Source organism: Streptomyces sp. NPDC047117 (assembly GCF_040643545.1).
In the GTDB taxonomy this organism is placed as follows: Bacteria; Actinomycetota; Actinomycetes; order Streptomycetales; family Streptomycetaceae; genus Streptomyces.
In genome coordinates, this window is sequence record NZ_JBEYUN010000009.1 from 19,467 (window position 1) to 46,378 (window position 26,912).

The 26,912-nt window shown below is 72.4% G+C and carries 25 protein-coding genes and 3 pseudogenes; 19 read left to right on the forward strand and 9 right to left on the reverse strand.

What is annotated here, in order from left to right; genetic code table 11:
• Positions 1–156 precede the first annotated feature (156 nt).
• From ABZ840_RS18730 to ABZ840_RS18755, 6 genes are all read left to right on the forward strand, one after another.
• Positions 157–1,101, forward strand: coding sequence for a hypothetical protein (locus ABZ840_RS18730; protein WP_361560981.1), 945 nt, complete (start codon positions 157–159; stop codon positions 1,099–1,101).
• Positions 1,098–1,265, forward strand: a complete 168-nt coding sequence (locus tag ABZ840_RS18735; RefSeq protein ID WP_361560983.1) for a hypothetical protein — start codon at positions 1,098–1,100, stop codon at positions 1,263–1,265. Before ABZ840_RS18730 ends, ABZ840_RS18735 begins: the two co-directional genes overlap by 4 nt.
• A gap of 87 nt (positions 1,266–1,352) precedes the next feature.
• Positions 1,353–1,841: a hypothetical protein gene (locus ABZ840_RS18740; protein WP_361560985.1), complete on the forward strand. Its 489-nt coding sequence runs from the start codon at positions 1,353–1,355 to the stop codon at positions 1,839–1,841.
• Positions 1,838–2,419 (forward strand): hypothetical protein, encoded by a 582-nt coding sequence (locus ABZ840_RS18745; RefSeq protein ID WP_361560987.1) that lies wholly within the window; start codon positions 1,838–1,840, stop codon positions 2,417–2,419. The genes ABZ840_RS18740 and ABZ840_RS18745 overlap by 4 nt, the downstream gene beginning before the upstream one ends.
• A 12-nt stretch (positions 2,420–2,431) precedes the next feature.
• The gene (locus tag ABZ840_RS18750; protein WP_361560989.1) at positions 2,432–3,652 is read left to right on the forward strand and encodes an MAB_1171c family putative transporter; all 1,221 of its coding nucleotides are present in this window, start codon (positions 2,432–2,434) and stop codon (positions 3,650–3,652) included.
• Positions 3,649–5,208 carry an amidase gene (locus ABZ840_RS18755; RefSeq protein WP_361560991.1) on the forward strand — a complete coding sequence of 520 codons (1,560 nt, stop codon included), beginning with the start codon at positions 3,649–3,651 and terminating at the stop codon, positions 5,206–5,208. The genes ABZ840_RS18750 and ABZ840_RS18755 overlap by 4 nt, the downstream gene beginning before the upstream one ends.
• A 239-nt stretch (positions 5,209–5,447) precedes the next feature.
• Here ABZ840_RS18755 and ABZ840_RS18760 read toward each other — a convergent pair whose 3' ends face one another.
• On the reverse strand, positions 5,448–6,398 hold the full coding sequence (locus ABZ840_RS18760) for a TauD/TfdA family dioxygenase (protein WP_361560993.1): 951 nt from the start codon (positions 6,396–6,398) through the stop codon (positions 5,448–5,450).
• A gap of 567 nt (positions 6,399–6,965) precedes the next feature.
• On the opposite strand from ABZ840_RS18760, the gene ABZ840_RS18765 reads away from it, so the two are divergent.
• The 6 genes from ABZ840_RS18765 to ABZ840_RS18790 all read left to right on the forward strand — a co-directional run bounded on the left by ABZ840_RS18765 (position 6,966) and on the right by ABZ840_RS18790 (position 13,919).
• Positions 6,966–8,228 carry an ROK family transcriptional regulator gene (locus ABZ840_RS18765; protein WP_361560995.1) on the forward strand — a complete coding sequence of 421 codons (1,263 nt, stop codon included), beginning with the start codon at positions 6,966–6,968 and terminating at the stop codon, positions 8,226–8,228.
• Between the two features lie 44 nt (positions 8,229–8,272).
• Positions 8,273–8,344 (forward strand): putative leader peptide, encoded by a 72-nt coding sequence (locus ABZ840_RS18770; RefSeq protein WP_342668129.1) that lies wholly within the window; start codon positions 8,273–8,275, stop codon positions 8,342–8,344.
• Between the two features lie 265 nt (positions 8,345–8,609).
• Positions 8,610–10,202: an ABC transporter substrate-binding protein gene (locus tag ABZ840_RS18775; RefSeq protein WP_361560997.1), complete on the forward strand. Its 1,593-nt coding sequence runs from the start codon at positions 8,610–8,612 to the stop codon at positions 10,200–10,202.
• A 2-nt stretch (positions 10,203–10,204) separates the two neighbouring features.
• The gene (locus tag ABZ840_RS18780) at positions 10,205–11,149 is read left to right on the forward strand and encodes an ABC transporter permease (RefSeq protein ID WP_361560999.1); all 945 of its coding nucleotides are present in this window, start codon (positions 10,205–10,207) and stop codon (positions 11,147–11,149) included.
• A gap of 5 nt (positions 11,150–11,154) precedes the next feature.
• On the forward strand, positions 11,155–12,042 hold the full coding sequence (locus ABZ840_RS18785; protein WP_361561001.1) for an ABC transporter permease: 888 nt from the start codon (positions 11,155–11,157) through the stop codon (positions 12,040–12,042).
• A complete protein-coding gene (locus ABZ840_RS18790) occupies positions 12,039–13,919 on the forward strand; it encodes an ABC transporter ATP-binding protein (protein WP_361561003.1) in 1,881 nt (626 codons plus the stop codon). Before ABZ840_RS18785 ends, ABZ840_RS18790 begins: the two co-directional genes overlap by 4 nt.
• Positions 13,920–13,929: 10 nt before the next feature.
• Here the strand turns inward: ABZ840_RS18790 and ABZ840_RS18795 are convergent.
• From ABZ840_RS18795 to ABZ840_RS18805, 3 genes and pseudogenes are all read right to left on the reverse strand, one after another.
• Positions 13,930–14,393: pseudogene (locus tag ABZ840_RS18795) on the reverse strand (RICIN domain-containing protein); the annotation flags it as partial.
• Positions 14,387–14,569 carry a hypothetical protein gene (locus tag ABZ840_RS18800; RefSeq protein WP_361561005.1) on the reverse strand — a complete coding sequence of 61 codons (183 nt, stop codon included), beginning with the start codon at positions 14,567–14,569 and terminating at the stop codon, positions 14,387–14,389. The pseudogene ABZ840_RS18795 and the gene ABZ840_RS18800, both read right to left, overlap by 7 nt.
• A gap of 7 nt (positions 14,570–14,576) precedes the next feature.
• Positions 14,577–14,843 (reverse strand): annotated as a pseudogene (locus ABZ840_RS18805) (carbohydrate ABC transporter permease); the annotation flags it as partial.
• 306 nt (positions 14,844–15,149) lie between these two features.
• Between ABZ840_RS18805 and ABZ840_RS18810 the strand changes: the two are divergent.
• Entirely contained in the window at positions 15,150–17,534 is a 2,385-nt protein-coding gene (locus tag ABZ840_RS18810) for a molybdopterin-dependent oxidoreductase (protein ID WP_361561006.1), read from the forward strand.
• Positions 17,535–17,603: 69 nt separating this feature from the next.
• Here ABZ840_RS18810 and ABZ840_RS18815 read toward each other — a convergent pair whose 3' ends face one another.
• The gene (locus ABZ840_RS18815; RefSeq protein WP_361561008.1) at positions 17,604–18,179 is read right to left on the reverse strand and encodes a TerD family protein; all 576 of its coding nucleotides are present in this window, start codon (positions 18,177–18,179) and stop codon (positions 17,604–17,606) included.
• A 159-nt stretch (positions 18,180–18,338) separates the two neighbouring features.
• On the opposite strand from ABZ840_RS18815, the pseudogene ABZ840_RS18820 reads away from it, so the two are divergent.
• Positions 18,339–18,563, forward strand: a pseudogene (locus ABZ840_RS18820) (metalloregulator ArsR/SmtB family transcription factor); the annotation flags it as partial.
• A gap of 171 nt (positions 18,564–18,734) precedes the next feature.
• Positions 18,735–19,148, forward strand: coding sequence for a tellurite resistance TerB family protein (locus ABZ840_RS18825; RefSeq protein ID WP_361561427.1), 414 nt, complete (start codon positions 18,735–18,737; stop codon positions 19,146–19,148).
• Positions 19,149–19,259: 111 nt separating this feature from the next.
• Here the strand turns inward: ABZ840_RS18825 and ABZ840_RS18830 are convergent, their stop codons facing one another.
• Entirely contained in the window at positions 19,260–19,523 is a 264-nt protein-coding gene (locus ABZ840_RS18830; RefSeq protein WP_361561010.1) for a GlsB/YeaQ/YmgE family stress response membrane protein, read from the reverse strand.
• A 108-nt stretch (positions 19,524–19,631) separates the two neighbouring features.
• Between ABZ840_RS18830 and ABZ840_RS18835 the strand changes: the two genes are divergently transcribed.
• The gene (locus ABZ840_RS18835) at positions 19,632–20,399 is read left to right on the forward strand and encodes an aminoglycoside adenylyltransferase family protein (RefSeq protein WP_361561012.1); all 768 of its coding nucleotides are present in this window, start codon (positions 19,632–19,634) and stop codon (positions 20,397–20,399) included.
• On the opposite strand, the gene ABZ840_RS18840 is transcribed toward ABZ840_RS18835, so the two are convergent.
• Complete coding sequence (locus ABZ840_RS18840) at positions 20,371–21,366, reverse strand: DMT family transporter (RefSeq protein WP_361561014.1); 996 nt, start codon at positions 21,364–21,366, stop codon at positions 20,371–20,373. The two genes, ABZ840_RS18835 and ABZ840_RS18840, sit on opposite strands and share 29 nt — an antisense overlap.
• 110 nt (positions 21,367–21,476) lie before the next feature.
• Between ABZ840_RS18840 and ABZ840_RS18845 the strand changes: the two genes are divergently transcribed.
• From ABZ840_RS18845 to ABZ840_RS18855, 3 genes are all read left to right on the forward strand, one after another.
• Positions 21,477–22,313 (forward strand): AraC family transcriptional regulator, encoded by an 837-nt coding sequence (locus ABZ840_RS18845; protein WP_361561016.1) that lies wholly within the window; start codon positions 21,477–21,479, stop codon positions 22,311–22,313.
• Positions 22,314–22,678: 365 nt separating this feature from the next.
• Positions 22,679–24,211, forward strand: a complete 1,533-nt coding sequence (gene proP / locus ABZ840_RS18850; RefSeq protein WP_361561018.1) for a glycine betaine/L-proline transporter ProP — start codon at positions 22,679–22,681, stop codon at positions 24,209–24,211.
• Positions 24,212–24,630: 419 nt separating this feature from the next.
• The gene (locus ABZ840_RS18855) at positions 24,631–25,677 is read left to right on the forward strand and encodes a hypothetical protein (RefSeq protein WP_361561020.1); all 1,047 of its coding nucleotides are present in this window, start codon (positions 24,631–24,633) and stop codon (positions 25,675–25,677) included.
• 30 nt (positions 25,678–25,707) lie between these two features.
• Here ABZ840_RS18855 and ABZ840_RS18860 read toward each other — a convergent pair whose 3' ends face one another.
• Together ABZ840_RS18860 and ABZ840_RS18865 are read right to left on the reverse strand one after the other, a co-directional pair.
• Positions 25,708–25,929, reverse strand: a complete 222-nt coding sequence (locus tag ABZ840_RS18860) for a DUF397 domain-containing protein (protein ID WP_361561022.1) — start codon at positions 25,927–25,929, stop codon at positions 25,708–25,710.
• Complete coding sequence (locus ABZ840_RS18865) at positions 25,926–26,777, reverse strand: helix-turn-helix transcriptional regulator (protein ID WP_361561024.1); 852 nt, start codon at positions 26,775–26,777, stop codon at positions 25,926–25,928. The genes ABZ840_RS18860 and ABZ840_RS18865 overlap by 4 nt, the downstream gene beginning before the upstream one ends.
• Positions 26,778–26,912: the final 135 nt, after the last annotated feature.

Consider the following 26,912-nt stretch of genomic DNA (forward strand, 5'->3'; position numbering starts at 1 on the left):
GCCGGATACCCTAGGGGGGTATCTGTCGGCGTGGCTCCATGTATACCCCCTGCCGGTATGCGTGGCAAGGGCTCGTCCCGCTTGACGTAATACCCCCCCGGGGTATGGTGAGCTTGTCGGTCGCCTGCCGGGCGGCCCCGAAGGAGGGAGTGCGCCATGCACACCGGAGTGAAGGTCGGCGTCTTCGCCGCAGCGCTCGCCGCGACGTTCGGTGCGGCATACGGAGCCGGGAACGCGGTGGACCCGGTCGTGGCCGAGACCGGTACGCGGCACGGGCAGCACGCCGCGGGCCCGGAGAAGGAGCGCGGCGCGGACGCGCACGGCGAGCACGGGGAGGGCGCCGCCGGGAGCGGGGCCACCGATCACGGCGCGGCGACGCCGGGCGGGCTCCAGGTCGCCGAGCGCGGCTACACGCTGGACCTCAAGGAGCCGGACATCAAGGCCGAGGCCCCGGCCGAGCTGCGCTTCGCGATCGTCCGGGACGGCACGGGCCGGCCGGTGACCGCGTACCAGCGGGAGCACGGCAAGGAGCTGCACCTCATCGTCGCCTCACGCGACCTGACCGTGTACCGGCACCTCCACCCGACCCGCGCGGCCGACGGCACCTGGTCCACGCCGGTCGAGCTGCCCGAGGCCGGCGGGTACCGCGTCTTCGCCGACTTCACGCCGAAGGGCGAGAAGGAGGGGCTGACCCTCGGCTCGGACCTCGCCGTGACCGGCTCCGCCGAGCGGGCCGAACTGCCGGAACACGCCACCACCGCGACCGTCGACGGCTACGACGTCCGGCTCGACGGCCACCTCGTACCGGGCGAGCCCGGCAAGCTGTCGCTGCGGGTGACGAAGGACGGCGAGCCGGTCCGCGACCTCCAGCCCTACCTGGGCGCGTACGGCCACCTCGTCGCCCTGCGCGCCGGCGACCTCGCGTACCTGCACGTCCACCCCAACGGCGAACCGGGCGACGGGCGGACGAAGCCCGGACCGGAGGTCTCCTTCACCGCGACGGCGCCGAGCAAGGGCACGTACCGTCTCTTCCTGGACTTCCGGCACAAGGGCACGGTCCGCACGGCGGCCTTCACCGTCCACGCGGGGGGAAGCCGATGACCTCGCGTACGGCGGCGCTGCGCCGGGCCGTCGAGCACCCCGTGACGAGGCTGGTGGCCGTCGCGCTGCTCCAGGCGGTCGCGACCCACCTGGGGAAGGCAGCCGGTGAGGGCGGCTCGCGGGCGTGCGCCGCCTGTCGGCAGCGGGCCGGTGGGGCCCGCTGACGTCTCGGTTCGCTCACGGCTGGGAACGGGGGCTTCCGCACTCTCGATCGTCAACTATAGTTTAAGGCGATCGAGAGGGAGCAGCACGTGGCCGCAGTGGATGACAGAGTCGATGCCGGGACGCCGGGCGAGGAACCGGTGGTTCCCGTACCCGCTCCCGGGGCTCCGTTCGCCGACCGGCTGAACTTCCTCTTCGACCGCGTACGCGCGCCGGGCGCCAAGGAGTTCAGCAACGCGCACGTGGCGCGGACGATCTCGTCCTACGGTGACGACAGCTTCACCGGTGCCTACCTCGGCATGCTGCGCAAGGGGGAGCGCACCCCCACCATCACCCTCGTGCCGCTCCTCGCGCGGTTCTTCGGTGTGGAGGCCGGCTACTTCGTCGAGGACGAGATCACGCGCAAGGTCGCGGACCAGTTCGAACTCCTGCGGAAGCTCAGCGAGGCCGGCGTGCGGGAGATCGCCCTCCGCGCGATGGGGCTGTCCGACCGGAGCCAGCGCAAGGTCCTGGAGGCGATCGACGCCGTCCGGGAGCTGGAAGGGCTGCCCGACGACCCCGAGAGGGGCTCGCCGTGACGGGCCCCAAGGTGTCGATGTGGCGAGGCGGCCGCGCGCGGCGCGGCCGGCGCGACCGCGCGGGTGACGAAGTGGAGCGCCGCAACCGCGAGTTCATCGCGGAGCTGGACCTGCCGCCCGTGGACAGCGTCCTGGACCTGGTGCCGTTCATGGAGAACCGTTTCGGCCGGTCGATCCGGCTCATGCCCTTCACACCGGACCCGTCCGACCCGGACTCCCTGGACTCCTCGGCCCCCTGCGGCATGTGGCTGGCCACCGGAACGACGGACTACGTCTTCTACGACACCGGCATCAGCCGCGCGCACGCCGAGGTCATCGTGGGCCACGAGTTCGCGCACATGCTCAGGCGGCACCGCGGCAAGTCGCCGGTCGACACCGGCAACCTCGGCGGCCTGATCACCGGCATCGACCCCAGCATCGTCCAGCTCGTCCTGGGCCGGACCCGCTACAACGAACCCGAGGAGTTCGAAGCCGAAATGCTCGGATCACTGCTGCAGGAGCACGTGAGCGTCTCCCGTGCCGCGGCCTCCCGCACCACCCGGGACGCCGACCCCATCGCCCGTACCCTCCTGCGCTGACCGGATCAGGCTGTGAAAGACATACTCCACCCCCTGTGCCTGGCGATCGCCGGTACCGGGTTCCTCTTCCTCCTCCGCGACCTCGGCAGGAGCCGCCGCGACCGCGCCCTGGTCGCCCTGGCGTTCACCTACGGCTTCTCCGCGATCAGCTACGCCGTCTCCCTCACCTGGGTATGGGTGCGCATCGACGGGGTCCTCGGCATCACCAACTTCTCCGTCCCGCTCGCCCAGAGCTGCGTGATCCTCGTCTTCGCGCTCCAGGCCACCGTGCTCGCGTACTGGTCGAAGCCGGCGGCCGAGGCCCGCCGCCGCGGACGGATCCTGCTCATCGCGGCCGCCGCCGTCATCGTCGGCATGGCCGTACTGTTCGCGCTGCTCACCCCGGCGACGACCCGCCCCGCCGACTTCGCGACGTACTACGCGCACGACCCCTTCTACCAGGCGTACGTGCTGCTGTACTTCGGCACGTACACCGTCGCCGAGGTCTACCTGGCGCGCTCCTGCTGGAAGTACGCCCGCACCGCGAGCAACCCGTCGATCGCATGGGGCCTGCGGCTCATCACGGTCGGCGCGATCATCACCCTCGGGTACAGCACCATCCGGATCGGCGCCGTCGTCGGGGCCGAGGTCGGCTTCGACGTCCGGCACCTGGACCCGTTCGCCTGGGCGTGCGGCGACATCGGCGCCACCGCCACCCAGATCGGCTACTTCCTCCCCACCCTGGCGCGCCGGACCGCCGCAGCGCGCGACTGGACCACCGCACACCTCCACTACCGGCGCCTGCGCCACCTGTGGGCCGCGCTGGACCAGGCCGACCCCGGCATCACCCTGCGCCGCCCGGCCCCGCAGCGCGCCGCCCTGCTGCGCGGCCGCAGCGCCCACTTCCCGCTGCTCCGCCGCCGCGTGGAGATCCGCCAGGGCCAGAAGCTGCTCCGCCGCTACCTCGACCCGGCCGTACGGGAGGAGTCCACGGCCCGGCGCGGTGCCGAGGGCCTCACCGGCGCCGGCCTCGCCGCCGCCGTCACCGCCGACCAGATCCGCGACGCGCTCCTCCGGCACCGCGCCGACGAACCGGTCGACACCCCGGCCGAGTACGCCGACGCGGAGCTGCCCCTCGACACCACCGAGGACGAGCTGACGCACCTTCAGCGCGTCGCCGCGTACTTCACCCCGCCGGCCGACGGCTCCGCCGCTCCCGCCGCGCACAGCGCCGCCCCGGGAGCCCGCCCGTGATCCGCCGCCGCAGCCTCCTCGCCACGGCCGCCGCCGCGACGGCCGCCCTGACCTCCTCCGCGGCCGCCCGCCCGCGCTCCGGCACCGGGAAGGCCGCCCGCCGCGCCCTGCACCTGGCACCCGCCCGCGCACAGCTCACCGCGCTGCGCCGGAGCAAGACCACCAGCCGCGACCTGCTGGAGCAGTACCTCCGGCACATCGCCGCGGCCAACCCGGGCCTGAACGCGATCGTCACCCTCGACTCCGACGGCGCCCGCGCGGCAGCCGACCGGGCCGACCACCACCTGGCCCGTACCGGCAAGCCGCTCGGCCCGCTGCACGGCCTGCCGCTCACCGTGAAGGACGCACTGGAGACGAAGGGGCTGCGCACCACCTGCGGCTCGCCCGACCTCGCCGACCATGTGCCCGCGCGGGACGCCGACGCCGTCGCCCGGCTCCGCGCGGCCGGCGCCGTCCTCGTCGGCAAGACCAACGTGCCGACCCTGTGCCAGGACATCCAGACCTCGAACCCCGTCTTCGGCAGGACGGAGAACCCGCACGACGGCAGCAGGACCGCGGGCGGTTCCTCCGGCGGCCCGGCCGCCGCCGTCGCCGCCGGGCTCACCGCTCTCGAAGTCGGCTCGGACCTCGCCGGGTCCCTCCGCCTCCCGGCCGCCTACTGCGGGGTGTACGCGCTGCGCACCAGCTTCGGCATCGTGCCCACCCGTGGCCACATCCCGCGCCCGCCCGGCTGGCTGACCAGCTCCGACATGAACACGCTCGGCCCCCTCGCCCGTACGCCCGAGGACCTCGATCTGCTCCTGGACGTGCTCGCCGCGCCGGCCCCGGCCGACGCCGCCGCCTGGCGGATCGACCTCCCGGCGCCGCGCCACCGCCGCCTCGCCGACTACCGGATCGGCATCTGGCGGGACGACCCGTACTGCCCCGTCGACAAGGACACCCGGGCCCTGCTGGACACGGTCGGGCAGCGCGTACGGGCCGCCGGTGCCACCGTCGACGACACCACTCGGCCGGTGGACCTCGCCGACAGCGACGAGCTGTTCCAGCGCCTGATGTACGCCACGGCCAGCGCGACCGCCACCGACGAGGAGTTCGCCGCCGACGTCGCTGCCGCGCGGAAGACCCCGGCGGGCGACCCGGACGCTCTCTATCTGCGTGCGCGGACCATGCGGCACCGGGACTGGCTGCTCGCCGACGAGGCGCGCGAAAAGCTGCGGGCCCGCTGGGCCTGCTACTTCGCCCGCCACGACGTGCTGATCACGCCCGCGGCGCCGACCGCGGCCGTCGAGGACCAGACCGATGTCCCGGTGCCGCAGCGGTACATCACCGTCGACGGTGAGAAGCGGCCGTACTACGCGCAGACGACCTGGCTGAATCTGGCCGGCCACGTCCGGCTCCCGGCCGTCGTCGTCCCCGCCGGGAAGACCGCCGACGGGCTGCCGCTGTCCGTCCAGATCATCGGGCCCTACCTGGCCGACCGCACGGTCCTCGACGTGGCCGGGCACCTCGCGCGGCTCCTGCCCGAGCCCGTACGGCCGTCCGCTTTCACCACATGAGCGGGCCCCACTGACCCGGGCTCGTCCCGCCTCCACGGGGGTGGGGCAGGACGAGCCCGCACAGCGGAGGGCCCCGGGCGAACCAGCCCGGGGCCCTCCGCGCTGTCCGCCCGGCACGGGCAGCAGCGCGTCATGGCATGCGAAGGGCCCGGATACCGACGGGGGATGCGGCATCCGGGCCAGTGATCAGCTTAGCCGGACACCCTGGCGGGCGGACAGGGAGGGGCCGAAAATCGGTGTTACGCCGCCGTGGTGGCGCCCGAGGCCGGGCCGAAGGCGGGGTCGGGGACGGTTTCGGGGGAGAGGAGTACGGAGGGCCGGCCGTCGACGCCCTTGGGGATGTCGCCGTCGAGGGTGACCCGGCGCAGCTTGCGCGCGTGGTCGTCGGAGTCGTCCACGCCGTAGTGCTGGGTGGCGCGGTTGTCCCAGATCGCCACGTCGCCCGGCTGCCACTGCCAGCGCACGGTGTTCTCCGGCCGCTCGATGTGGGCCTGGAAGAGGTTCAGCAGGGTGCGGGAGTCCTTGCCGGTGAGGCCCGAGATGCGCTGTACGAAGTTGCCCAGCAGCAGCGTGCGTTCACCGGTCTCGGGGTGCACCCGCACCACCGGGTGCTCGGTGCGGAACTTCGTTGAGGTGAACACCTCGCGGTAGTGGGCGAGTTGCTCGGGCACCGGGTTGGGGCGGAGCGCCGCGTAGTCGTAGTCGTTGGTGTGCTCGGCCCGCAGGCTGTCGGCGAGGGCACGCAGGGGAGCGGGCAGGTTGCTGTACGCCGTGGCGGTGTTGGCCCACAGCGTGTTGCCGCCGTAGGGCGGGACGGTCACCGCCCGGAGGATGGAGAAGGCCGGGTAGGCGGGGACGAAGGTGACGTCGGTGTGCCACTGGTTGGCGCGGCCGCCGTGGTCGGAGTCGATGCCCAGCGCGTACCGGCCGTCGGCCGAGGGCACGGTCGGATGGGCGACGGGGTTGCCCAGGAGCTTGCCGAACTCCTCGTGGCTGGTGCCGTCCAGGTGGTCCTGGCCGCGGAAGAAGACGACCTTGTGTGCCAGCGCCGCGGCACGGATCGCGGCGACCGTCTCGGGGGTGAGGTCGCCGCCGAGACGTACGCCGGAGATGACGGCGCCGAGCCGGCCGCCCACCTTCTCCACGGTGAGCTGGGCGGGGGCGGATGCGGTGGATGTGGTGGCGGTCATGGCAGGGGTCCCTTCGAGGGCAGGCGTGGGTGTGGGGGTGGGGGCGCGTGGGTGTAGGCGTGGGTGCGGACAGCGTCCGGGAGTTGGTTCGTCTCGGAGTGGAAGTAATGCGGGCGCGGGGCCGCCACTCAACGGACGCGGTGGAAGCGGTGGGCGCGGCGGACGCAGGGGACGCGGCCGGTGCGGAGGGAGCCTCGGTCAGCGGTGGCGCGCCGCGGGGCGGCGGCTCGTACATGCCGCGGAGGCAAGGTGCCCCAGGTCGACATGGAGCCGCGGGACGAGAACGGTCGTCGCGGTCATGACCGGGAGCGTGGCAGTGGCCGCGGAGACGCGTCAAGCGCCGGCGGACTCCCCGTACGGCAGCTCCGGATGATTCAATCGGCGTCCGGACGGGGGCCGTCGCGCACCGTGCGTACGGCCGGGAAACCCGGCCCCACCTGCGCAGATGGCCGGATCGCGAACACCGCACCGGAGCGCCGGGCCCGCCCGGCCACCCGCCGTCGGCCCGGCGGCGGGATTTCACACCGCGGCAATGTGGGGACCGCGGGGAACGAGAAAGGGCGACCGATGACGCTTGCCGGCCCCGGCCCGCGCATGGTGGGCGACGGACGCCGCGAGGCCAACGCCGCCGCCGTGCTGCGGACGGTCCTCGACCACGGCCCCGTGGCGCGCAGCGGCATCGCCCGGCTGTCCGGCCTCAGCCCCGCGGCCGTCTCCCGGCAGTGCACCGACCTGGCCGGGCTCGGCCTGGTGCGCGAGGTGCCGGGCTTCGCGGGGAGCGGCGCGGTGGGCCGCCCCCAGGTACCGGTCGACCTGCACACCGCGGACGGCGGACCGGTCGTGACGGGTGTCCACATCGGCGTCCCCGCTTCGACCTTCGGCGTCGTGGACCTGCGCGGCAGGGTGCTCGCCAGGGAGGTGTTCCCGCACGAAGGCATCGCCGGTGAAGGCCTGCAGGGTCAAGTCATCGACAAGTTGGGGGAGTTCCTCCGTACGGCAGCGACCGGGCGGCCGCTGCTCGGCGTGGGCGCGGCGATGGGCGGCTGGATCGAACCGGGCGAGGGCACCGTGGTCCGGCACGACCTGCTCGGCTGGCGAGGCCACCCGCTCGGTGCCGCGCTCGCCGCCCGGCTCGGCCTGCCGGCCGCGGTCGACAACCACGCCCGCGCCATCGCCCAGTCGGAGATCCTCTTCGGGCGGCCCGCCGCCCGCCGCAGCCTCGTGCACCTCTTCGTCGGCAACGTGGTGGACGCCGCTGTCGGCATCGCCGGTGTGGTGCACCGCGGTCCGCGTGCGGGCGCCGGCGACGTGGCGCACCTGCCGGTACCCGACTCCACGGTGGTCTGCGACTGCGGGCGCGCCGGCTGCCTCGGGGCAACCGCTTCGGACACCGCGACGGCGCGGACGGCAGTACGCCGCGGCATCATTCCCGAGCCGGACGCCGCGCTGCTGGTGGAGGCAGCGGCGGCCGGGGACGCGCGGGCCGACCGGCTGCTGCGCGAGCGGGCCAGGGCGGTGGGGCGGGCCACCGCGCTCCTGCTCGATGTCCTCAATCCCGACCTCGTGGTGGTCACGGAGATGTCCAGCGCGCGGAACTCCGCTTACCTGGAGGAGATCCGGGGTGCGGCGGTGGACCTGTCGCACGTGTGCGATGACCCGGAACGCATCGTCGGTCCGCATGCCGGACGGGACGTCCTGCCCGTCGCGGCCGGCACCGTCGTGCTCCATCCGCTCTTCCGGCGGCCGTTGTGGGCCGTGGCGGAGCGCGCCGCACACGGCGGACATCCGCCCGCAACAACTGACGGTGCGCCAGTAATGGACGCCGGTTGACCGGCCGTGCGACGCACTGTCATATTGCTCGCGTGAATCCGGACATGCGCCTCATCGCCCGCAGGCACGTCGACCTCTGTCGGCAGGCCAGCGCGGTCTGTGCCGTCCGCAGCTGATTCCCTTCCCGCTTCCCGTGCGCTGACGCCGGCCGCCTCGCCCGTCCGCTCGTACGCGCCGGGCCGTCGTGCGCCGTTTCCCGTTCTCCCGCCGACCGGTCGGGCATGTCGTGGCGCGTTCCGCGGTGTGTATCCCTGTGCATTCCGCCGGTCGTCGACTGCCGTCCTCTCCGGCGGTCGTTGATTGCTGCCGCAGCGGAAAGAACCCCCGAGCGCCGGTCGCCGCCCCGTCTCACCGCCCTCCTTTCGTTCTCAGGCAGGCTCCATGACCGAGTCGTACCCTTCCCCGTTTCCCCATCCGTCCCGGCGTGGCACCCTGCGTGCCGCGGGCGCCGGCGCCCTGCTCCTCGGACTGGGGCTCACCGGCTGCCGGTCGGCGGTGTCCGCGTCGAGCCACCGGCCCGTGGACGGTGGCGGCGGCCCCCGCCGGGGCGGCACCGTCAACGTGGCCATCAACAGCGATTTCACTCCGAGCCTGCTGTTCTCGCAGGCCACCCAGTCGCTGCAGAACCGGCTGCTGTTCAACACCCTCACCCGGTACGACGACGACCTGAAGCCGCACCCCGAACTCGCCACGTCATGGTCGTACGCGAAGGACGGCCGCAGCATCACCCTGCGGCTCAGGGACGACGTGACGTACCACGACGGCCGCCGGTTCACCGCCGACGACGTCGTCTTCGCGATACGCAATCTCCAGGACCCGCAGCGCGCGGCCCAGTTGAGAGCCACCGCGGCAGCCATCACCGGTTTCGAGAAGCGGGGCGACCACGAGCTGGTACTGAAGCTGGCCCACCCGGTGACCAACCTCTTCGACCTCTTCGAATTCATGATCATCCCGGATCGGCACACCGTCGGGCAGGCCGTCACCGGCAAGCGGCTCAACGGCACCGGGCCCTTCCGCCTCAAGAAGTGGAGCCCCGGCGCCGGCCTGAGCCTGACCCGCAACGACAGGTACTTCCAGCCCGGCCGCCCCTACCTCGACGCGGTGGAACTGCGGGTCATCCCGCAGGCCGAGGCGCTGATCTCCTCGCTCCGCTCCGGCCAGTCCCAGCTCTCCTTCCAGGTGCCGGGCAAGAGTATCCGCACCGTCCGGGACAACCCCGATCTGGTGGTCACCACGTACGACACCGGCGCCGGCGCCAGCTATCTCGGCGTCAACACCACCCTCGCGCCCTTCGACGACAAGACCGTCCGGCAGGCCCTGGCCTGGGCGGTGGACCGCGACCGGATCCTGAAACAGTCCCTCGGCGGCTACGGCCTGGCCTCCGCGGCGCCCTGGCCCAAGTCCTCGCCCGCGTACACCGAGGCCAACCGCACCCACTACACCTACGACCCCGCCAAGGCGCGCCGGCTCCTGAAGTCCGCGGGGCACAGCAACCTCGAGGCCCCGCTGCTCCATATCAACTCGCCCGAGTCCACGGCCATCGCCGAGGCCGTCCAGTACGACCTCCAGCAGGCGGGGGTGCGCGTCACACTGCAGCCCACCGACCCGGCCATCGCACAGAAGAAACTCATCTCCCAGGACATGCCGGCCCTGTGGACCATGGACCACGCCTTCGCGCAGATCCACCCGGCCACCCTTGCCGTCAGCGCGTATCCCTTCAACGAGGCCAAGAACACCTCGAAGTTCCGCTCGGAGCAGTACACGAAGGTGGTGCGGGAGGCGTGGACCGCCGCCGGTGCCGGTACCGCCCGGCAGCACGCACTTGCCCAGCGCGTCTCCGACCTGCTCCTCGACGAGGCGTTCATCATCGACCTCGTCGTCCAGGGCGCCGTGCAGGTCGCCGGCGGCAAGCTGCACGGCGCCACGCTCAACAAGTTCTTCTACCTCAACCTCGACGACGCCTACCTGGTGTGATCATGCGCAGCTACCTCCTCAAGCGGCTGCCGTCCGCGCTCCTCGTCCTCGTACTCGCCTCCTTCCTGATCTTCGCCATCCTGCGGCTCATCCCCGGCGACCCCGCGAGCGCCCTCGCCGGACCGGACGCCGACGCCGCCACCGTCGCCGCCATCCGCGAGCGGCTGGGCCTGAACGAGCCCCTGCTCGCCCAGTACGGCTCCTGGATCAGGGGCCTGATCAGCGGCGACCTCGGCCCCTCGTACGTGATCGGCGGCGACACCGCCGACCTCATTACCGGCGGACTCGGCGCCACCGTCGAACTGACCCTGGGCGCGCTGCTGTTCACCGTCCTCCTCGGTACCGCCTTCGGCGTCCTCGGCGTGACCTCCCGCAGCGGCTGGGTCCGCAGCGCCGTCCGCATCCTGACGACCGGCGCGCTGGCCGTACCGCCGTTCGTCACCGGCGTCCTGTTCGTCCTCGTCTTCGCGGTGGTCTTCCGCGTCCTGCCCTCCGGCGGCCGGGTGCCCTTGCTGGCGGCGCCCGACCTCTCCGTGCAGTACCTGCTGCTGCCCTCGCTCTGCCTCGCCCTGCCCAGCGCCGCCGTCCTCGGCCGCTACCTCAAGGACGGCATCGAGCGGACCCTCGGCGAGGACTACATCCGTACCGCCACCGCCGCGGGCGTCGCGCCCCGCCGGCTGCTCTGGCGGCACGCCCTGCCCAACGCCCTGCCACCGGTCGTCACCGTCCTCGGCATGCAGATCGGCCAGCTCCTCGGCGGCGCGGTACTCGTGGAGGCCATCTTCGCCTGGCCGGGCCTCGGCCAGCTCGCCGAACAGGGCCTCATCCGCCGCGACTACCCCGTCGTCCAGGACCTGCTGCTCCTCCTGGTCACCGTCTTCGTCCTCGTCCAGCTGCTCACCGACCTCGTCTACGCCTGGCTCGACCCCCGGATCAGGTGGGAGTGACCGCCATGACCACCACCACACCGCCCCCCGGCGCCGCCCCGAGCGCCGCGCCCGCCACCGGCAGGGCCGCACCGGCCCGCCGCCACTCGTACCTGGCCGCGCTGCGCACCCCGCGCGGTCTCACCGGCCTCGCCCTCGTCGCACTGATCGTGCTCGGCGGACTCCTCGCACCCCTGTTGACCGGCCACGACCCCACCGAGCAGAGCGGCCTCGGCCTCGCCGCGCCCGGTGCCGCAGGGCACCCGCTCGGCACCGACGACCTCGGCCGCGACCTGCTCGCCCGGGTGCTGTACGGCATCCGCACCGACCTGGGCGTCATCGCCCTGGCCGTACCGCTCGGCGCCCTGCTCGGCTGCCTCTGCGCACTGCCGGCGGCCGCCCACCCGGTCGCCGACACCGCCGTACAGCGGATCTTCGACCTGATCCTGGCCTTCCCCGGGCTGATCCTCGCGCTCGCCGTCACCGCCGTGCTGGGACCGGGGCGGCTTCCCGTCGTCCTCGTGATCGCCCTCGCCGAGATCCCCGTCTTCGGCCGTCAGCTGCGCGGCGGCATCCTCGTCCAGCGGGCACGCGAGTACGTCGTCGCGGCGCGCGTCGGCGGGACCTCCGCTCCCCGCGCGCTGGTCCGGCACGTTCTGCCCAACGCGGCCGACCCGCTCGTGGTGCAGCTCGCGCTCTCGCTCACCGTCGCCGTCTTCCTGGAGGGCGCGATGAGCTTCCTCGGCGTCGGCGTCCGGCCCCCCGAACCCACCCTCGGCAGCGTGCTGAGCCAGTCCATGCCCTACCTCTCCGACGCCCCGCAGTACGCCGCCGGGCCACTGCTCGCCGTGACCGCACTCGTCCTCGGGCTGTCCCTCCTGGCCGACGCCCTGAACCGGGAGATACGCCGATGACCACCACCCAGGCCGGCCCCCTGGCCGGTGAACGGGCCGCACCGGCCGGCGCCGAACTGCTCGAAGTGCGCGACCTCTCCGTCGAGTTCACCGGTCCCGACGGCAGCCCGGTACGCGCCGTACACGAGGTCTCCTTCACCCTGCGGCGCGGCGAGACCCTGGCCGTCGTCGGCGAGTCCGGCTCCGGCAAGTCGACGACGGCGTTCGCGGTGTCCCGGATGCTGCCCGGCACCGGACGCGTCACCGGCGGCTCGGTACGCCTCGACGGCGAGGACCTGGCGACGGCCGGCGAACGGCGGCTGCGCGCCGTCCGCGGCGCCCGCATCGGCATGATCTTCCAGGATCCGATGACCTCCCTGAACCCGGTGCTCACCGCGGGAACCCACCTCGATGAGGTGCTGCGCGCCCACGGCTACGGCGACCGGGCCGCGCGCCGCGCCCGCGCCGCCGAACTCCTCGGCCTGGTCGGCATCCCCGACCCCGAGAGCCGGCTGGACGACCACCCGCACCGTTTCTCCGGGGGCCAGCGCCAGCGCATCCTCATTGCCATGGCACTCGCCGGTGAACCCGACGTCCTGATCGCCGACGAACCCACCACCGCGCTCGACGCCACCGTCCAGGACCAGATCCTCACCCTGCTCACCGACCTGAACCGACGCACCCGGACCGCTCTCGTCCTCATCTCCCACAACATGGGCGTGGTGGCCCGCACCTGCGACCGCGTCCTGGTGATGTACGGCGGATCCGTCGTCGAGGACGGCCCCACCGACCAGGTACTCACCCATCCGCGGCACCCCTACACCGCCGGGCTGCTCGCCGCCGTACCGCGGCTCTCCGCGCCCTCGGGCACCCGCCTGACCGGCATCCCCGGCAGCCCGCCCGACCCCGCGCGGCCGCCGGCCGGCTGCGCCTTCGCGGAGCGCTGCCCGCTGGCCGAGGACGACTGCCGCACCACCCGGCCCCCGCTGGTCACCGTCGCCGCGGGGCGGCGCGCCGCCTGCCCGCCCGCCGCCTCGCGGACGGAACCGCTGTACGACCCCGCCCCGGCCGCACGCATCGACCGTCCGGCGCCCGGTGCGACCGTGCTGGAAGGGGAAGGCCTGCGCAAGGTGTACGGAGGGCGCGGGCGCACCGGCCGCGGAACGGCCTTCACCGCCCTGGACGGGGTGTCGCTCAGCCTCGCGGCGGGGGAGACCCTCGGCATCGTCGGCGAGTCCGGCTCGGGCAAGTCGACGCTCGCCCGGGTCCTGGCGCACGCGCACCCGTCGGACGGCGGCACGCTGCGGCTGCGCGGCCAGGACATCACCCGGCCGTCACGCGCCGGGCTGCGCGAGGTGCGGCGCGCCGTACAGATGGTCTTCCAGGACCCGTACGCCTCGCTCAACCCCCGCATGACAGTGGGTCAGATCGTGGCCGAACCGCTGATCGCCCTCGGCCTCGGCGACCGGCGGGCCCGGGAGGCGCGGGTCGCCGAGCTGCTCCGGCAGGTCGGCCTCGACCCGTCGGCGGCCGCCCGGCACCCGCGCGCCTTCTCCGGCGGCCAGCGGCAGCGCATCGGCATCGCCCGCGCCCTGGCGCCCGAACCCACCGTCCTCATCTGCGACGAACCCGTCTCCGCACTCGATGTCTCCGTACAGGCGCAGATCGTCAACCTCCTCGGCGACCTCCAGCGGGACCTCGGTCTCGCGCTGGTCTTCATCGCCCACGACCTCGCCGTGGTCCGGCAGGTCAGCCACCGCATCGCGGTGATGCACAACGGGCGGATCGTGGAGACGGGCGACGCGGACGAGATCTGCGAGCATCCGCGCGACCCGTACACCCGGGCGCTGCTGGCCGCGGCGCCCGAGCCCGTACCCGTGCCCGTTGTGCGGCGCTAGTCGCGGACGGTCAGGTCACGTCGGTCACCTGCCACCGCTGGTTGGCACCGGAGTTGGGCTGCCAACTGGTGACGGCGGCACCGTCGTGCGTGGCCTGGCCGCCGACTTCGAGGAGCTTGCCGGTGGCGGCGTTGACCAGCGTCCAGGTGCCGTCACCAGTGTCGACATGGTCCACTGGGCGGCCGCGTCGCGCGGGCCGGTGCCGCGTTCGAGGACCGGTACGTCGTCCCGGACGGCCAGGCGCCTGTCGCCCGCCGCGTCGGTGAAGACGTACCGCTGCCGGTTGCTGTGGTCACCGCCGCTGATCTGCCGTAGCCGCCACCGCTGCCCGGCGCCGGACTCGGCAGCGCTCCGGATCACCAGGCGCGTGCCGTCGTCGGCGACGGTGAGCCGCTTGCCGCTCTGCGCGCCGGTCAGCTCGTACGTATGCCCCTTGCGCAGCAGCGGTGCGTCCGGCGCGACGCCGCTCACGCCGTCGGAGTTCCACGGGCCGGGGGAGTAGGAGTCGGCGAGCCTGTCGGCGCGGTGACCTGTTTTTGGGCGGCGCCGTCGTCGCCGGAGCCGCCGCAGGCGGCCGCCCCGAGGACGAGGGCGCAGGCGAGTGCCGCGCCTCTCAGCAGGTGGCGAGAGGAGAGGGCGTATGCGGGCATCGTGTGGTCACTCCTTGACGCTGCCGGCGGCGAGGCCGGACTGCCAGTACTTCTGGAGCAGCAGGAAGGCGGCGATCAGCGGCACGATCGTGAGCAGCGAGCCGGTGACGACCAGGTGGAAGACGGCCTCGCCGCCGGCCGTGGCGGCCTGGACGTTCCAGCTGTTCAGGCCGAGGGTGAGCGGGTACCGGTCCGGGTCCTTCGGCATGATCAGCGGCAGGAAGTAGTTGTTCCAGGTCGCCACCGTGGTGAACAGCAGGACCGTGACGGTGCCGCATCACACTCGTACCGACCCGCCTCGTGGTGCGGGAGAGCACGGCGCCACCGCCGGGGACGTAGCCGGAACCGGCCGCCTACGCGGCCGCCGCCCCGACCAGGGTGCGTGACCGGCTGCGGAGCGCGGCCCACGGCTGGTAGCGCCCACCCCACTCGTCACCCCGCGTCACCCCACGCGGCTGCACCCATTCGGGCGTGCCGTCCCGTCCGGCTGATACCCGTCGCGATTGGCGGGCACCCGGTCCACACCACCCCGACCTGCCGACCCGCTACCCGCAGCACCGCACACACGTGAGGCGACACAGTGACCTCGACCCCGAACTCCGGCGCCGGCACCCCCCGGCGACTTCCCACGGCCACCCACTGGGGCAACTACGAGGTCGTCACGGACGGTGACGGCGGCATCGACAAGCTGGAGCCCGCGGCGGACGACCCCCGCCCCTCGCACATCGGACGGGGCGTCGCGGACGCCCACCACGCGCGCAACCGGATCCTCCAGCCGATGGTGCGCCGGGGCTGGCTGGAGCACGGACCGCGGTACGACGGCGGCGGCCGGGGCGCGGAGCCCTTCGTCCCCGTCTCCTGGGACGAGGCGGGCAGCCTGATCGCCACCGAGCTGGACCGGGTGCGCGAGACGTACGGCAACGAGGCGATCTACGGCGGGTCGTACGGCTGGGGGAGCGCCGGGCGGTTCCACCACGCGCAGAGCCAGGTGCACCGCTTCCTGAACGTGCTCGGCGGCTTCACCTCCTCCGTCGGGTCGTACAGCGCCGCGGCCATGGAAGCGGTCATGCCGCATGTGATCGGCGGCGGGCCGTGGAACGCCGTCGCGCAGAACCCCCTGTGGCGGGAGATAGCCGACCACGGTGAGCTGGTCGTCTCCTTCGGCGGGCTGGCCGCCAAGAACGCCCAGGCCAACTCCGGCGGGGTCGGCCGCCATCAGGCGGTGGACTGGCAGCGGCGGTGCCGGGACAACGGCGTGGCGTTCGTGAACGTCTCGCCGTGGCGGTCGGACGCGCACGAGGCGCTCGGCGCCGACTGGGTGCCGCTGCGGCCCAACACCGATGTCCCGCTGATGCTCGCGCTGGCCCACGTACTGATCACGGAGGGGCTGCACGACGCGGACTTCATGGTGCGCTGCTGCACGGGCTTCGAGGTCTTCGAGCGGTACGTCCTGGGCCGGAGCGACGGCGTCGCCAAGGATCCGGCCTGGGCCGCGGAGCTCACCGGCGTCGCCCCCGCGACCGTCGTCGGCCTGGCCCGGCGGATCGCCCGCCACCGGACCGTCATCAACGTCAGCTTCTCGGTGCAGCGGCAGGACCACGGCGAGCAGCCGTACTGGACGGCCACCGTACTGGCGGCCCTCTCCGGCTCGATGGGGCGCCCGGGCGGCGGCTTCGCGGCCGCGCTGGGCATCTCGCAGACCGGTGTGGAACGCGAGCGCCACGCCATCGCGTCGCTGCCGCAGGGTCACAACGCGGTCGGGACGTTCATCCCGGTCGCGCGCGTCGCCGACATGCTGCTGCACCCCGGCGAGCCCTTCGACTACGACGGCCGCCGGCTGCGCTACCCGGACATCCGCCTCGTCTACTGGGCGGGCGGGAACCCCTTCCACCACCACCAGGACCTGAACCGGCTGGTCCGCGCGTGGCAGCGGCCGGAGACCGTCATCTGCCACGAGCCCTGGTGGAACCCGCTCGCGCGGCACTGCGACATCGTCCTGCCCGCCGCGACCATGCTGGAACGCAACGACTTCGCCGCCGGCAAGACCGACCTGTCGCTCTCCGCGATGCACCGGGCGGCCGAGCCCCCGGGGGAGAGCCGTACCGACTACGACGCGTTCAGCGAGATCGCGAGGAAACTGGGGATGGAGAAGGAGTTCACCGAGGGGCGGACCGCCGACGAGTGGGTCGAGGAACTGTACGAGCGCACCCGCGCCCGGCTGGCGGAGACGGGCGTGGAGCTACCGGCCTTCGCGGACTTCTGGGCGGCGGGCCGGGACCCGGAGACGAGCCGGGGCCGGGACCGGGGCCGTGAGGACGGTCATGTCATCACGCCGCCGGTGCCCGACGGGCCGAACCAGTTCCAGCTGCTGCGCGAGGACCCCCGCGCCCATCCGCTCGCCACGCCGTCGGGCCGCATCGAGGTATTCTCCCGGACGGTCGCCGACTTCGGCTACGACGACTGCCCCGGCCACCCGGTGTGGCTGGAGCCCCGCGAATGGCGGGGCGGCACCCGGCAGCGCCACCCCTTCGACCTCATCTCGCCGCAGCCGGCGAACCGGCTGCACAGCCAGTACGACCACGGTGCGCACAGCAGGTCCGGCAAGATCCACGAGCGCGAACCCGTGACGGTCAACCGCCAGGACGCTGCGGCCCGCGGGATCAGCGACGGCGACGTGGTGCGCCTCTTCAACGACCGAGGCGCGTGCCTGGCCGGTGCCGCACTCTCCGACGACATCCGGCCCGGCGTCCTCGCCCTGCCGACCGGCGCCTGGTACGACCCGGCCGACGCGCGGACCGCCGGCAGCCTGGACAAGCACGGCAACCCCAACGTGCTCACCCGCGACCTCGGCACCTCCCGCCTCGCACAAGGCCCGACATCCGGCACCACCCTCGTCGGCATCGAGCGCTACGACGGCGAACCGCTCCCGGTAACGGCCTTCGACCCCGCTCCGGTCGGGCCCTGAGGGCCGCCCCGGGGACCGCCCCCAGGACTCCCGCGCCGGAGGCCCCGTATCCGAACCGCCCCCGGAGCGTCAGACGTTGACGCCGAAGTCGGCGGCGATGCCGGCGAGGCCGGAGGCGTAGCCCTGGCCGACGGCACGGAACTTCCACTCCGCGCCGTGCCGGTACAGCTCGCCGAAGACCATCGCGGTCTCCGTGGCGGCGTCCTCGCTGAGGTCGTAGCGGGCGATCTCCTGGCCGTCGGCCTGGTTGACCACCCGGATGTAGGCGTTGCGCACCTGGCCGAAGTTCTGCGCGCGGGCCTCGGCGTCGTGGATGGAGACCGGGAAGACGACGCTCGCCACGTCCGCGGGCACGGCGGCGAGGTTCACCTTGATCTGCTCGTCGTCGCCCTCGCCCTCGCCGGTGAGGTTGTCGCCGGTGTGCTCGACCGAGCCGTCCGGGCTCTTGAGGTTGTTGTAGAAGACGAAGTGCTGGTCGGAGCCGACCTTGCCGGACGTGTCGCACAACAGGGCGCTGGCGTCGAGGTCGTGGTCGGTGCCCGTCGTGGTGCGCACGTCCCAGCCCAGGCCGATGACGACCGCGGTCAGCCCCGGTGCTTCCTTGCTGAGTGAGACATTGCCGCCCTTGGCCAGGGTAATCGCCACGTCGTTCTCCTCCGCTGGTGGTCTGTTGGTGGTCTGTTGGTGGTCTGCGATGCGCCAATTAAATCTACAGCACTGTAGAAGTTAACCGTGAGGGCCCCCGAGTGCGCCGCCGTCCCCATGAGAAGGTGAACTCTTCCACGCGACCATGAGGAGGCGGCGATGGACGAGGCGACGGCGGTCTTCCTCAAGGCACTCGCGAGCGACACCCGGCAGCAGATGCTGGCCCAGTTCTCGGGCGTCGGCGAACTCACCGCCGGCGAGATCGCCGAACGCAGCGGGCTGCGGCCCTCCACCGCCTCCGAGCACCTGCGTCTGCTGCACCGCGGCGGGCTGGTCGACGCCCGCAAGGAGGGCAAGCAGATCTACTACCGGATCGACAGCCCCGCGGTGGACCACCGGCTGTCGGTGCTGCGCGACTACCTCGACCACTGCCGGATACCGCCGACGGACCCGGGGGACGCGCAGGGGCCCGCGGACGCCCATGCCCCCGACAGCGGCCGGACGACGGGCGGCCGCCACACGGTATGGAACCGCCTCAAGGGATCGGTGTCGGCCATGCAGGCGCAGCTCGTGGCGCGCAAGAACGAGCTGCGGAGCGGTGCGTTCCGTGACGCGAGCATGGCCATGTGCGCGCTGGTAGCGGCCGCGGACGGCATCATCGACCCGGCGGAACGGCGCCGGGTCGCGCAGCTGATCGCCACCAACGAGGTGCTGCAGAACTTCGCGGCGGACGACCTCCAGCGCCGCTTCGAGGAGAACCTCGACCGGCTGACCCCCGACTTCCGCGCGGGCACGGCCGCCGTACTGCACGAGGTGGCCAGGGTGAAGAAGCCGTCGGAGGCCCGGGCCGTCGTACAGATCGGCATCGTCATCGGCGTGGCCGACGGCGAGTTCGTCGAGAGCGAGCAGGCAGTCGTGCGCGAGGCCTGCCGGACGCTGGGGCTGGCACCGCGGGAATTCGGCCTGTGAGCGGCCGGTGAACGGCCTGTGGGCCCCGGCCGGGACCCACAGACGGCAGGCTCAGCGGCGTACGCGGCAGGGGCAGCGGCGGTCCGCGCGCTCAGGCCCTACGCCGCAGTGTCAGCGGCGTACCAGGGCGCGTTCCATGAGCATCACCCCGAGGGCCGCCACGGCGACCTGGATGCCCCACTCGATCCAGTCGACACCCCTGGTGTCGGCGACGCCGAGACCCATCGCGATCCACGCGCCGACGAAGGCCGCGACGATGCCGATGAGCATCGTCCAGAGAATGCCGATGTGCTGGCGCCCGGGGACGACGAGCCTGCCCAGGGCACCGATGACAATGCCGATCACGATGGCGCCGATGATGCTTGAAGCTTCCATGCTCGATCTCCCGTCGCCCGGCTTGTGCCATGACGTGTGCCCCCGGGATCCGCTCCCAGTCGTCCCGCCCCACAGGCGCCGGCGTACGAGGAAGGCGGTAAAGCAGCGATGACGCAGACCGACGACACCGTGCGCCTGGTGCGCGAAGTGCTCGGCCCGGACGCCGTCGTGGGCATCTACCTGCACGGTTCCGCCGTGCTGGGCCGTACGCGGCCGTACAGCGATCTCGACCTGCTCGTCGTGTCGCGGCGCCGCATGACGCAGCCGGAACGGCGGGCCCTGACCGACGGCCTGCGGGCGCTCTCAGCGCCGACGGACGAGCCCGGCCCCCTCCGGCCCGTCGAACTCACCGTCGTCGTGCAGGACGACGTCCGTCCCTGGCGCTACCCGCCCCGCTGCGAATTCCAGTACGGCGAGTGGCTGCGCGCCGAGTTCGCACGCGGCCTGCTGCCGCAGCCGGCACCGAGCCCCGACCTCGCCCCGCTGATCACCATGACGCTCCAGGGCAACACGCCACTCTCCGGGCCACCCCCGGCCCGCGTCCTCGCCCCGGTCCCGCCCGCCGACCTCCGCCGCGCGCTGGTCGCCGGCGTACCGGAACTCCTGGCCGACCTCGAACAGGACACCCGCAACGTCGTCCTGACCCTCGCCCGCATCTGGCACACGCTCGCCACCGGCACCCTCACCACCAAGGACGCGGCGGCCGACTGGGCCCTGACCCGCCTCCCTCCGGAACACCACCCCGTACCCACCCGCGCCCGCGACATCTACCTGGGCCACACCCCCGACCACTGGCCCGACCTCCAGCCCCACCTCCACCCGTACGCCACCCATGTCACCACCGAAATCACCCACTTGACCGGGGGAGACGCGTAGCCGCCGACTGATCGGATGACGCGGATGCGAGGGGCGCCGGGGCGGCCGTCCGGCGCCACGGCAGGCGGCCCTGGGTGGCGGCGAGTACGGCGCCGCAGAGGAGGACCGTCGCGCCCGCTGCCTGTACCGGGCCGAAGGACTCGTCGAGGAAGAGGGTGCCGCAGAGGGTGTTGACCACCGGGACGGTGAACATCATCAGGGAGGCCCGGGCAGGGCCCACCGCGCCCACGCCGCGGTAGTAGAGGAGGTTGGCGATCGCGGCTGCGCCCAGGGCCAGGAACAGCGCGTTCAGCCAGACGCCCGGTGGCAGTTCGGCCCAGTGCACGTCCGGTACGGCGGGCGCCGCGACCAGGCCGAGCAGTACGGCGCCCGCGCAGGTGGCGTACGTCGTGGCGCGCAGGGGGTCGACGCCGGCGAGCACCCGCGGTCCCGCGAGCGTGTACGCGGCCCAGCATCCCGCGCTGAGCAGGAACAGCGCGTCCCCGGCGAGCCGTGCCGGGCTCCCCTGCGCGCTGCCGCCCGCGCCGAGGAAGAAGATCGCCGCTCCGGTGAGCCCGAGCGCCAGTCCCGCCAGCCGCGCCCACGAGGCCCGTTCGCGCTTGGTGACCAGCAGGAACAGGCTGGTGAGTACCGGGCTCATGACGGGGATCAGAATTCCGGCGTCGAGCGAGGGCGCGAGCGAAAGTCCCCAGAAGAACGCGCTGTTGTAGGCGAAGACGCCTAGGACGCCCGCCAGGGCCGCGCGTCGGCCCGCGCCCCGCGGTGCCCGTGCCGCCGCCCGCCGGTCGCCCAGGAAGTACAGCGCCACCAGCAGGGCGAGCGCGGCACCGCCGAAGCGCAGCAACGCGGCGACGGAGTGCGGTACGTACGCCACCACCGACTTGGAACTGGCGAAGGCGCTGCCCCACAGCACCATCGTCACCGACAACATCAAATACGGGCTGTGCGCGCCCTTCTTCGCTGGCATGCCCCGACTCTGGCGCCCGGCACCCGGCCCCGTCTTGAACGCTGGTGCGCGCCCGGCGGCCGACCCGGCCGGGCGGCGCCGCCGCGCCGGTCACGGGCCATAATGCGGCCATGGCGACGCGCGGCAGCTGGGTGCGGTACTGGCGGGACGGCACCCGTCCCGTGGAGGCCATGCACGCGCACTTCCGCGACCACGTCTACCCGCCGCACAGCCACGACACGTACTCCTTCGGCATCACCGACGCCGGCGCGCAGCGCTTCCGCTGCCGGGGCGGGGCCCACACCAGCGGCGCGGGGATGGTGATGGCGTTCAACCCGGACGAGGTGCACGACGGCCGGGCCGCGGCCGAGCTGGGCTACCAGTACCGCATCGTGCACCTCGGCCCCGCCGTGGTGAGCGACGTACTCGCCGACGCCACCGACGGCCGGTCCGGCGCTCTGCCGCTGTTCCCGCACCCCGTGCTGACGGACCCGCAGCTCGCGGACGCGCTCGCCCGGCTGCACGCCGCGCTGGCGGGCACCACCGACCCGCTCGTCCGCGACGAGCGCCTGACCGCCGCCGTCATCGCGATGACCCGCCGCGGCACCACCGCGGCCCGGCCCGCCGCGTTCGCCGTCCGTACGCCGGCCGACCGGGCACGGCGCCAGGCGGCCCGCCGGGCGCGCGCGTTCCTGGACGAGCGGTACCTGGACCCCGTGCCCGCCGAGCGGCTGGCGGCGGCCGCCGGCTGCAGCCGGTTCGCGCTCTACCGCGCCTTCCGCACCGAGTACGGCCTCGCCCCCAGCGACTACCAGCGCCAACTGCGCCTGCGCCGGGCCCGTTCCCTGCTGTGGGCGGGTGCGACCCCGGCCGACGCGGCGGCCGCCACCGGCTTCGCCGACCAGCCCCACTTCACCCGCTGGTTCCAGCGCGTGTACGGGGTGACCCCGGCCGTCTTCCGCGGCTGACCCGCGAGCGCCGCGGGGCGCGCCCGAGGCCCCGCGCCCGATCGGGTGACGGTACGCCAGGGACCTGGATCGTCACCAAGGTCGTTTGCCCGCGTGCATGTGGGTAGACGGGGGCCGGTGGGAGCTTACGGTACGCACGGCACGCGAGCTGGCAAACTGTGCCCAGTGGGGCAAAACGGCAATAGGATGACGAAAGCGTGCCAGTCTCTGCGGTCATCCACGCTCCGGACGGCACCCGCCGACGCCACCCGACCCGACGACGAGTACGCGGAGCCATGAAACACGGGCAGAACGAACGATCCAGGCAAGCGCGCAAGGGAACGCAGTCCGCCGGGTACGGATCGGGCAGCGTACGGACCGAGCGCATGGTGCGCACGCTGCTCCGCCGACGCAAGAACTCGGTGGACCCCGAGGACGTCACCGTCGTCGACAAACCCCAGGTCAGACGGGCCGTTTCGGCGGCGGCGCTGGGCAACACCATGGAGTGGTTCGACTTCGGCGTCTACGCCTATGTCGCGTCCACCCTCGGCAAGGTCTTCTTCCCCTCCAGCTCGCCCGGCGCGCAGGTCATCTCCACCTTCGCCACGTTCGCCGCGGCCTTCCTGGTGCGGCCGCTCGGCGGCCTGGTCTTCGGGCCGCTGGGTGACCGCATCGGCCGGCAGCGGGTGCTCGCCGCCACCATGATCATGATGGCGATCAGCACCTTCGCGGTGGGTTTCCTGCCGAGTTACAGCACCATCGGCCTGGCGGCCCCGATACTGCTTCTCCTCTGCCGACTGGTGCAGGGCTTCTCGACCGGCGGCGAGTACGCGGGCGCCACGACGTACATCGCGGAGTACTCACCCGACCGCAAGCGCGGCTTCCTCGGCAGCTGGCTCGACTTCGGCACCTTCGTCGGCTACTCGCTCGGCTCCTCCCTCGTCACCGTCCTGACCGCCGTGCTCAGCGACGAGCAGATGCTCTCCTGGGGCTGGCGCATCCCCTTCTACGTCGCCGGGCCGCTCGGCCTGATCGGCCTCTACATGCGGATGAAGCTGGAGGAGACCCCGGCCTTCCAGGAGGTCGAGGCCAAGCACAAGGCGGCGGCGGAGCAGGGCGGCTCGCTGGAGGAGGACCCGGTCGAACAGGCCCGGATGTCCGGCAAGGGCCGTCTGAAGGAGCTGTTCACCCACCACTGGGAGGCCATGCTCATCTGCATGGGCCTGGTGCTGCTCTACAACGTGACCAACTACATGGTCACGTCCTACTTGCCCACCTACATGACCAGCACCCTCGGCGAACCGAGCCTGACCGCCCAGCTGCTCGTCCTCGGCACGATGGTCCTGGTCGTCCTGACGATCACCACCGTCGGACGGTACTCGGACCGCTTCGGGCGCCGGCCGATGTTCCTGTGGGCGGGCGCGGCGATGGTCGTCCTGGCCATCCCGGCGTTCCTGCTCATCAAGCAGGGCGGCATCCTTTTCCCGGCCCTGGGCTGCGTCATCCTCGGCCTGCTGCTCGTCTGCTTCGCGGGGACGAGCGCGTCCACGCTGCCCGCGCTCTTCCCCACGCACCTGCGGTACGGCGGCCTCTCCGTCGCCTTCAACGTCTCCGTCTCGATCTTCGGCGGTACGACCCCGCTGGTCGCCTCGGCGCTGGTGGAGTCCACGGGCGACAAGATGGTGCCCGCTTACTACTTGATGGCGGCGGGCGTCATCGGCGTCATCTCGGCGTTCTTCCTGCACGAAACGGCGGGCAAGCCGCTGCGCGGCTCCTCGCACATGGTCGAGGACGAGCACCAGGCCCGCCAGCTGGTCGCCCGCAGCCGTACCCGTGCGGGCCGCCGCGCCCGCGACGTCTGGATCGGTCTCCGGCACGGCCGCCTGCCGCGGCACCACGACCGGAACGACGACGAGTAGCCCGATAACCGCATAAGTTCCCCCTCCCTGTGCCCGCCGGTCCTTGCCCGACCGGCGGGCACGGATGTACTTGAGGGCAGAGTGCGTACGGGTGGCGCGGCCGGGCGGGGACGGGGGCCGGTCAAGGGGCTACGGTGGCCGGTGGGACCGCGGCGGCCGAACGGCATGCCGCGGTCAAACGCATGCGCCAGCAGGAAAGTGAGTGGGACTTGGTTACGCGTCGGCGTCTTCTGGCACTGTCGGGCGGGGCTCTGGGAGCCCTCGTAGCCGCGGGGTGCTCGACCGGTGGGAAACGGTCCGCGGGGCACGATGCCGGGCAGGCCGCCAGTCACGACACCGGCCAGGACGTCGCCGGAAGAAGCGCGACCGCGGCGCCGAGCGGCGCACTGGGCGCGAACTTCAACGAGGACCCCGACAGCGTGACGTTCGACGAACTGGGCGACCTGTCCGCCGGCTGGCTCCGCGGATTCGTGCCGATGCCCGAAGTCAAGGCCGACGCTGCCGAGCAGCGGGCGGTCAAGAAGCTGCTCGACGCCCAGCGCCAGGGCTACCGCACGGTGCTGTCGCTGAAGTTCCCGTACAACACCCGGCCGCTGCCCCGGCCCGACAGTCCGGAGATGACCGCGGAACTGGACCGGGTCGACCGGGTCCTGCACACCGTCCTCGACACCGTCGACGTCCTCGCCATCGGCAACGAGCCGTTCATCGAAAGCCTCCAGCCGGACCGCGACTCGGGAGCGCTCAACGCGTTCTACGAGAAGGTCGCCGCGCACGTCATCGCGTACCGCAAGAAGCACTTCCCCAAGGGCTGCCGGACCCGCCTCTACATGGGCGCGCTCAACTTCCTCGACCAGCCGGACAAGCACACGAAGGCCACTGACCGCTGGCTGGCCTACGCGCGCGCCACACCGGAGATCGAGGGCGCGGACATCCACCCCCACGTGGACGGTCCCGAGGCGGTCCAGGCCTACCTCGACTACACGCTGCCCCGGCTGCGCAAGGACCAGAAGTTCCTGGTCACCGAGTTCTCCCTGGTGCGACTGTGGAAGCAGCACCTGACGGACACCGTCCCGGCCGAGTACGCGAGCCGCTACCGCCTCGCGCCGGACACCCCGGTGTGGCAGGCGATCAAGGACGCCCTCGCGCACCCCGTGCCGGAGCAGCAGTGGCACGACTTCCTCTCCATGAGCCCCTGGTTCGAGAACCACAAGCATTTCCTGCGCAACCAGGTGCAGAAGTTCCGGAACACCGGGCGCCTCGCCGTGGCCACCTACGGCGTGACCCAGGCCGCCGCCATGGCACAGGACTTCGGGCCCCAGAAGGACCCGTGGCTGCTGAACAGCCTCTACGCCAACCGCACCGTCGAGCGGCCGGCCGGCGGCCTGCCGGCCCACAACTACGGCTTCTTCGACGACTTCAAGGCCCTTCAGCGCCCGCAGGACCGCAGGCCGGTCAAGAAGCCCTGACGCGCACGAAGGCGGCGCCTCGCCACCGGATCATTGCCGGAGGCGGGGCGCCGCGGCGAACTCCACGAAGGCCGCCCATCCGGCAGGGGCTATGGACAACACCGGCCCCGCCTTGTCCTTCGAGTCTCGGACGTGGACCTTGTCCGCGCGTTGCGCCACCTCTACGCATTCGCCGCCCGAGCCGGTGCTGTAGCTGCTCTTGAACCAAGCCGACTCGCGTCGGGCTGCCTGTCCGGTCTTTTTGGCGTTCATGCTTCTCCCAGCAAGTTCTCGACAAAGGCCAGTGATTCGCGGGGCGGGAGCGCCTGTGCCCGGAGGAGGCCGTACTGCTCCTCGATCTCCCGGACCGACGTCCGATCGGTGTAGAGGCGGCTGTCCTTGTAGGCCTCCACGTACGCGATCCTCTGCCCTTTCCCCGTCTCGATCAAGGTGAAAGGACCTTCGAGCCCGGCGTGCTCTTCACGCTCGATCGGCATGACCTGGATTTCGACGTTGCGGCGATGCCCATGCATCAGGACCTGCTCCAGTTGTCCCCGCATAACAGAACGTCCCCCCAGGGGGCGCCGCAACACGAACTCCTCAACGACAAAGCTGATGGTGGGCAGCGGCACGTGGGAGAAGACCTCTTGGCGTGCCAACCGCGCCGCGACCCGCTGGTCTACGGTCTCCTCGTCGAGCAGCGGTCGCCACATGGCGAACACCGCACGCGCGTAATCCTCCGTCTGAAGCAGGCCAGGAACGGCCTTGGTCGCGTACACATGGAGGGCAACCGCTCTCGCCTCCAACCGCGCCGCATCGCGGAAGAACGCCGGGTACTGCGCTCGCGCGACCTCCTCCTTGCCGGCCTTCAGGACGCCGCCCGCGTCCAGTACGTCGTCCACCGTGTCGATGAACTTCGGCGGCGGGATGCGGCGGCCCTGCTCGAACGAGGCGATTGTGGACGCGGAGTACCCGGTCAGCGATCCGAGCCGGGACCGCTCCATCCCCGCGCGCAGACGGCACAGTTTCAGCTGCTGTCCGAAGACGTGCAGCGTGCCCGAACCGGGTTCGTACTCGTGCTCGCCTTCGTCCTCGTGCCCCGACGGCTGCTGATCGTCCATGTGCCGACCCTTCCGCACCGTTGCGAGCCACACGTTCGTAGCCCCAACGCGCAGCTCCGTCCACGGGCACGCTTCGTGCCGCGTACAAGACCTGCGCCGACGCGTACAGCCCGTACCCGTCGGCGCGTCCCTGCT

What these genes read in the sequence shown, in the direction of transcription:
- ABZ840_RS18730 (WP_361560981.1), top strand. Translation starts at nt 157, where the DNA reads ATGCACACCGGAGTGAAGGTCGGCGTCTTCGCCGCAGCGCTCGCCGCG.
- ABZ840_RS18735 (WP_361560983.1), top strand. Translation starts at nt 1,098, where the DNA reads ATGACCTCGCGTACGGCGGCGCTGCGCCGGGCCGTCGAGCACCCCGTG.
- ABZ840_RS18760 (WP_361560993.1), bottom strand. Translation starts at nt 6,398, where the DNA reads ATGACCGCCACCACATCCACCGCATCCGCCCCCGCCCAGCTCACCGTG.
- ABZ840_RS18765 (WP_361560995.1), top strand. Translation starts at nt 6,966, where the DNA reads ATGACGCTTGCCGGCCCCGGCCCGCGCATGGTGGGCGACGGACGCCGC.
- ABZ840_RS18775 (WP_361560997.1), top strand. Translation starts at nt 8,610, where the DNA reads ATGACCGAGTCGTACCCTTCCCCGTTTCCCCATCCGTCCCGGCGTGGC.
- ABZ840_RS18780 (WP_361560999.1), top strand. Translation starts at nt 10,205, where the DNA reads ATGCGCAGCTACCTCCTCAAGCGGCTGCCGTCCGCGCTCCTCGTCCTC.
- ABZ840_RS18785 (WP_361561001.1), top strand. Translation starts at nt 11,155, where the DNA reads ATGACCACCACCACACCGCCCCCCGGCGCCGCCCCGAGCGCCGCGCCC.
- ABZ840_RS18790 (WP_361561003.1), top strand. Translation starts at nt 12,039, where the DNA reads ATGACCACCACCCAGGCCGGCCCCCTGGCCGGTGAACGGGCCGCACCG.
- ABZ840_RS18800 (WP_361561005.1), bottom strand. Translation starts at nt 14,569, where the DNA reads ATGCCCGCATACGCCCTCTCCTCTCGCCACCTGCTGAGAGGCGCGGCA.
- ABZ840_RS18825 (WP_361561427.1), top strand. Translation starts at nt 18,735, where the DNA reads ATGCAGGCGCAGCTCGTGGCGCGCAAGAACGAGCTGCGGAGCGGTGCG.
- ABZ840_RS18830 (WP_361561010.1), bottom strand. Translation starts at nt 19,523, where the DNA reads ATGGAAGCTTCAAGCATCATCGGCGCCATCGTGATCGGCATTGTCATC.
- ABZ840_RS18835 (WP_361561012.1), top strand. Translation starts at nt 19,632, where the DNA reads ATGACGCAGACCGACGACACCGTGCGCCTGGTGCGCGAAGTGCTCGGC.
- ABZ840_RS18840 (WP_361561014.1), bottom strand. Translation starts at nt 21,366, where the DNA reads ATGCCAGCGAAGAAGGGCGCGCACAGCCCGTATTTGATGTTGTCGGTG.
- ABZ840_RS18845 (WP_361561016.1), top strand. Translation starts at nt 21,477, where the DNA reads ATGGCGACGCGCGGCAGCTGGGTGCGGTACTGGCGGGACGGCACCCGT.
- proP (WP_361561018.1), top strand. Translation starts at nt 22,679, where the DNA reads ATGGTGCGCACGCTGCTCCGCCGACGCAAGAACTCGGTGGACCCCGAG.
- ABZ840_RS18860 (WP_361561022.1), bottom strand. Translation starts at nt 25,929, where the DNA reads ATGAACGCCAAAAAGACCGGACAGGCAGCCCGACGCGAGTCGGCTTGG.
- ABZ840_RS18865 (WP_361561024.1), bottom strand. Translation starts at nt 26,777, where the DNA reads ATGGACGATCAGCAGCCGTCGGGGCACGAGGACGAAGGCGAGCACGAG.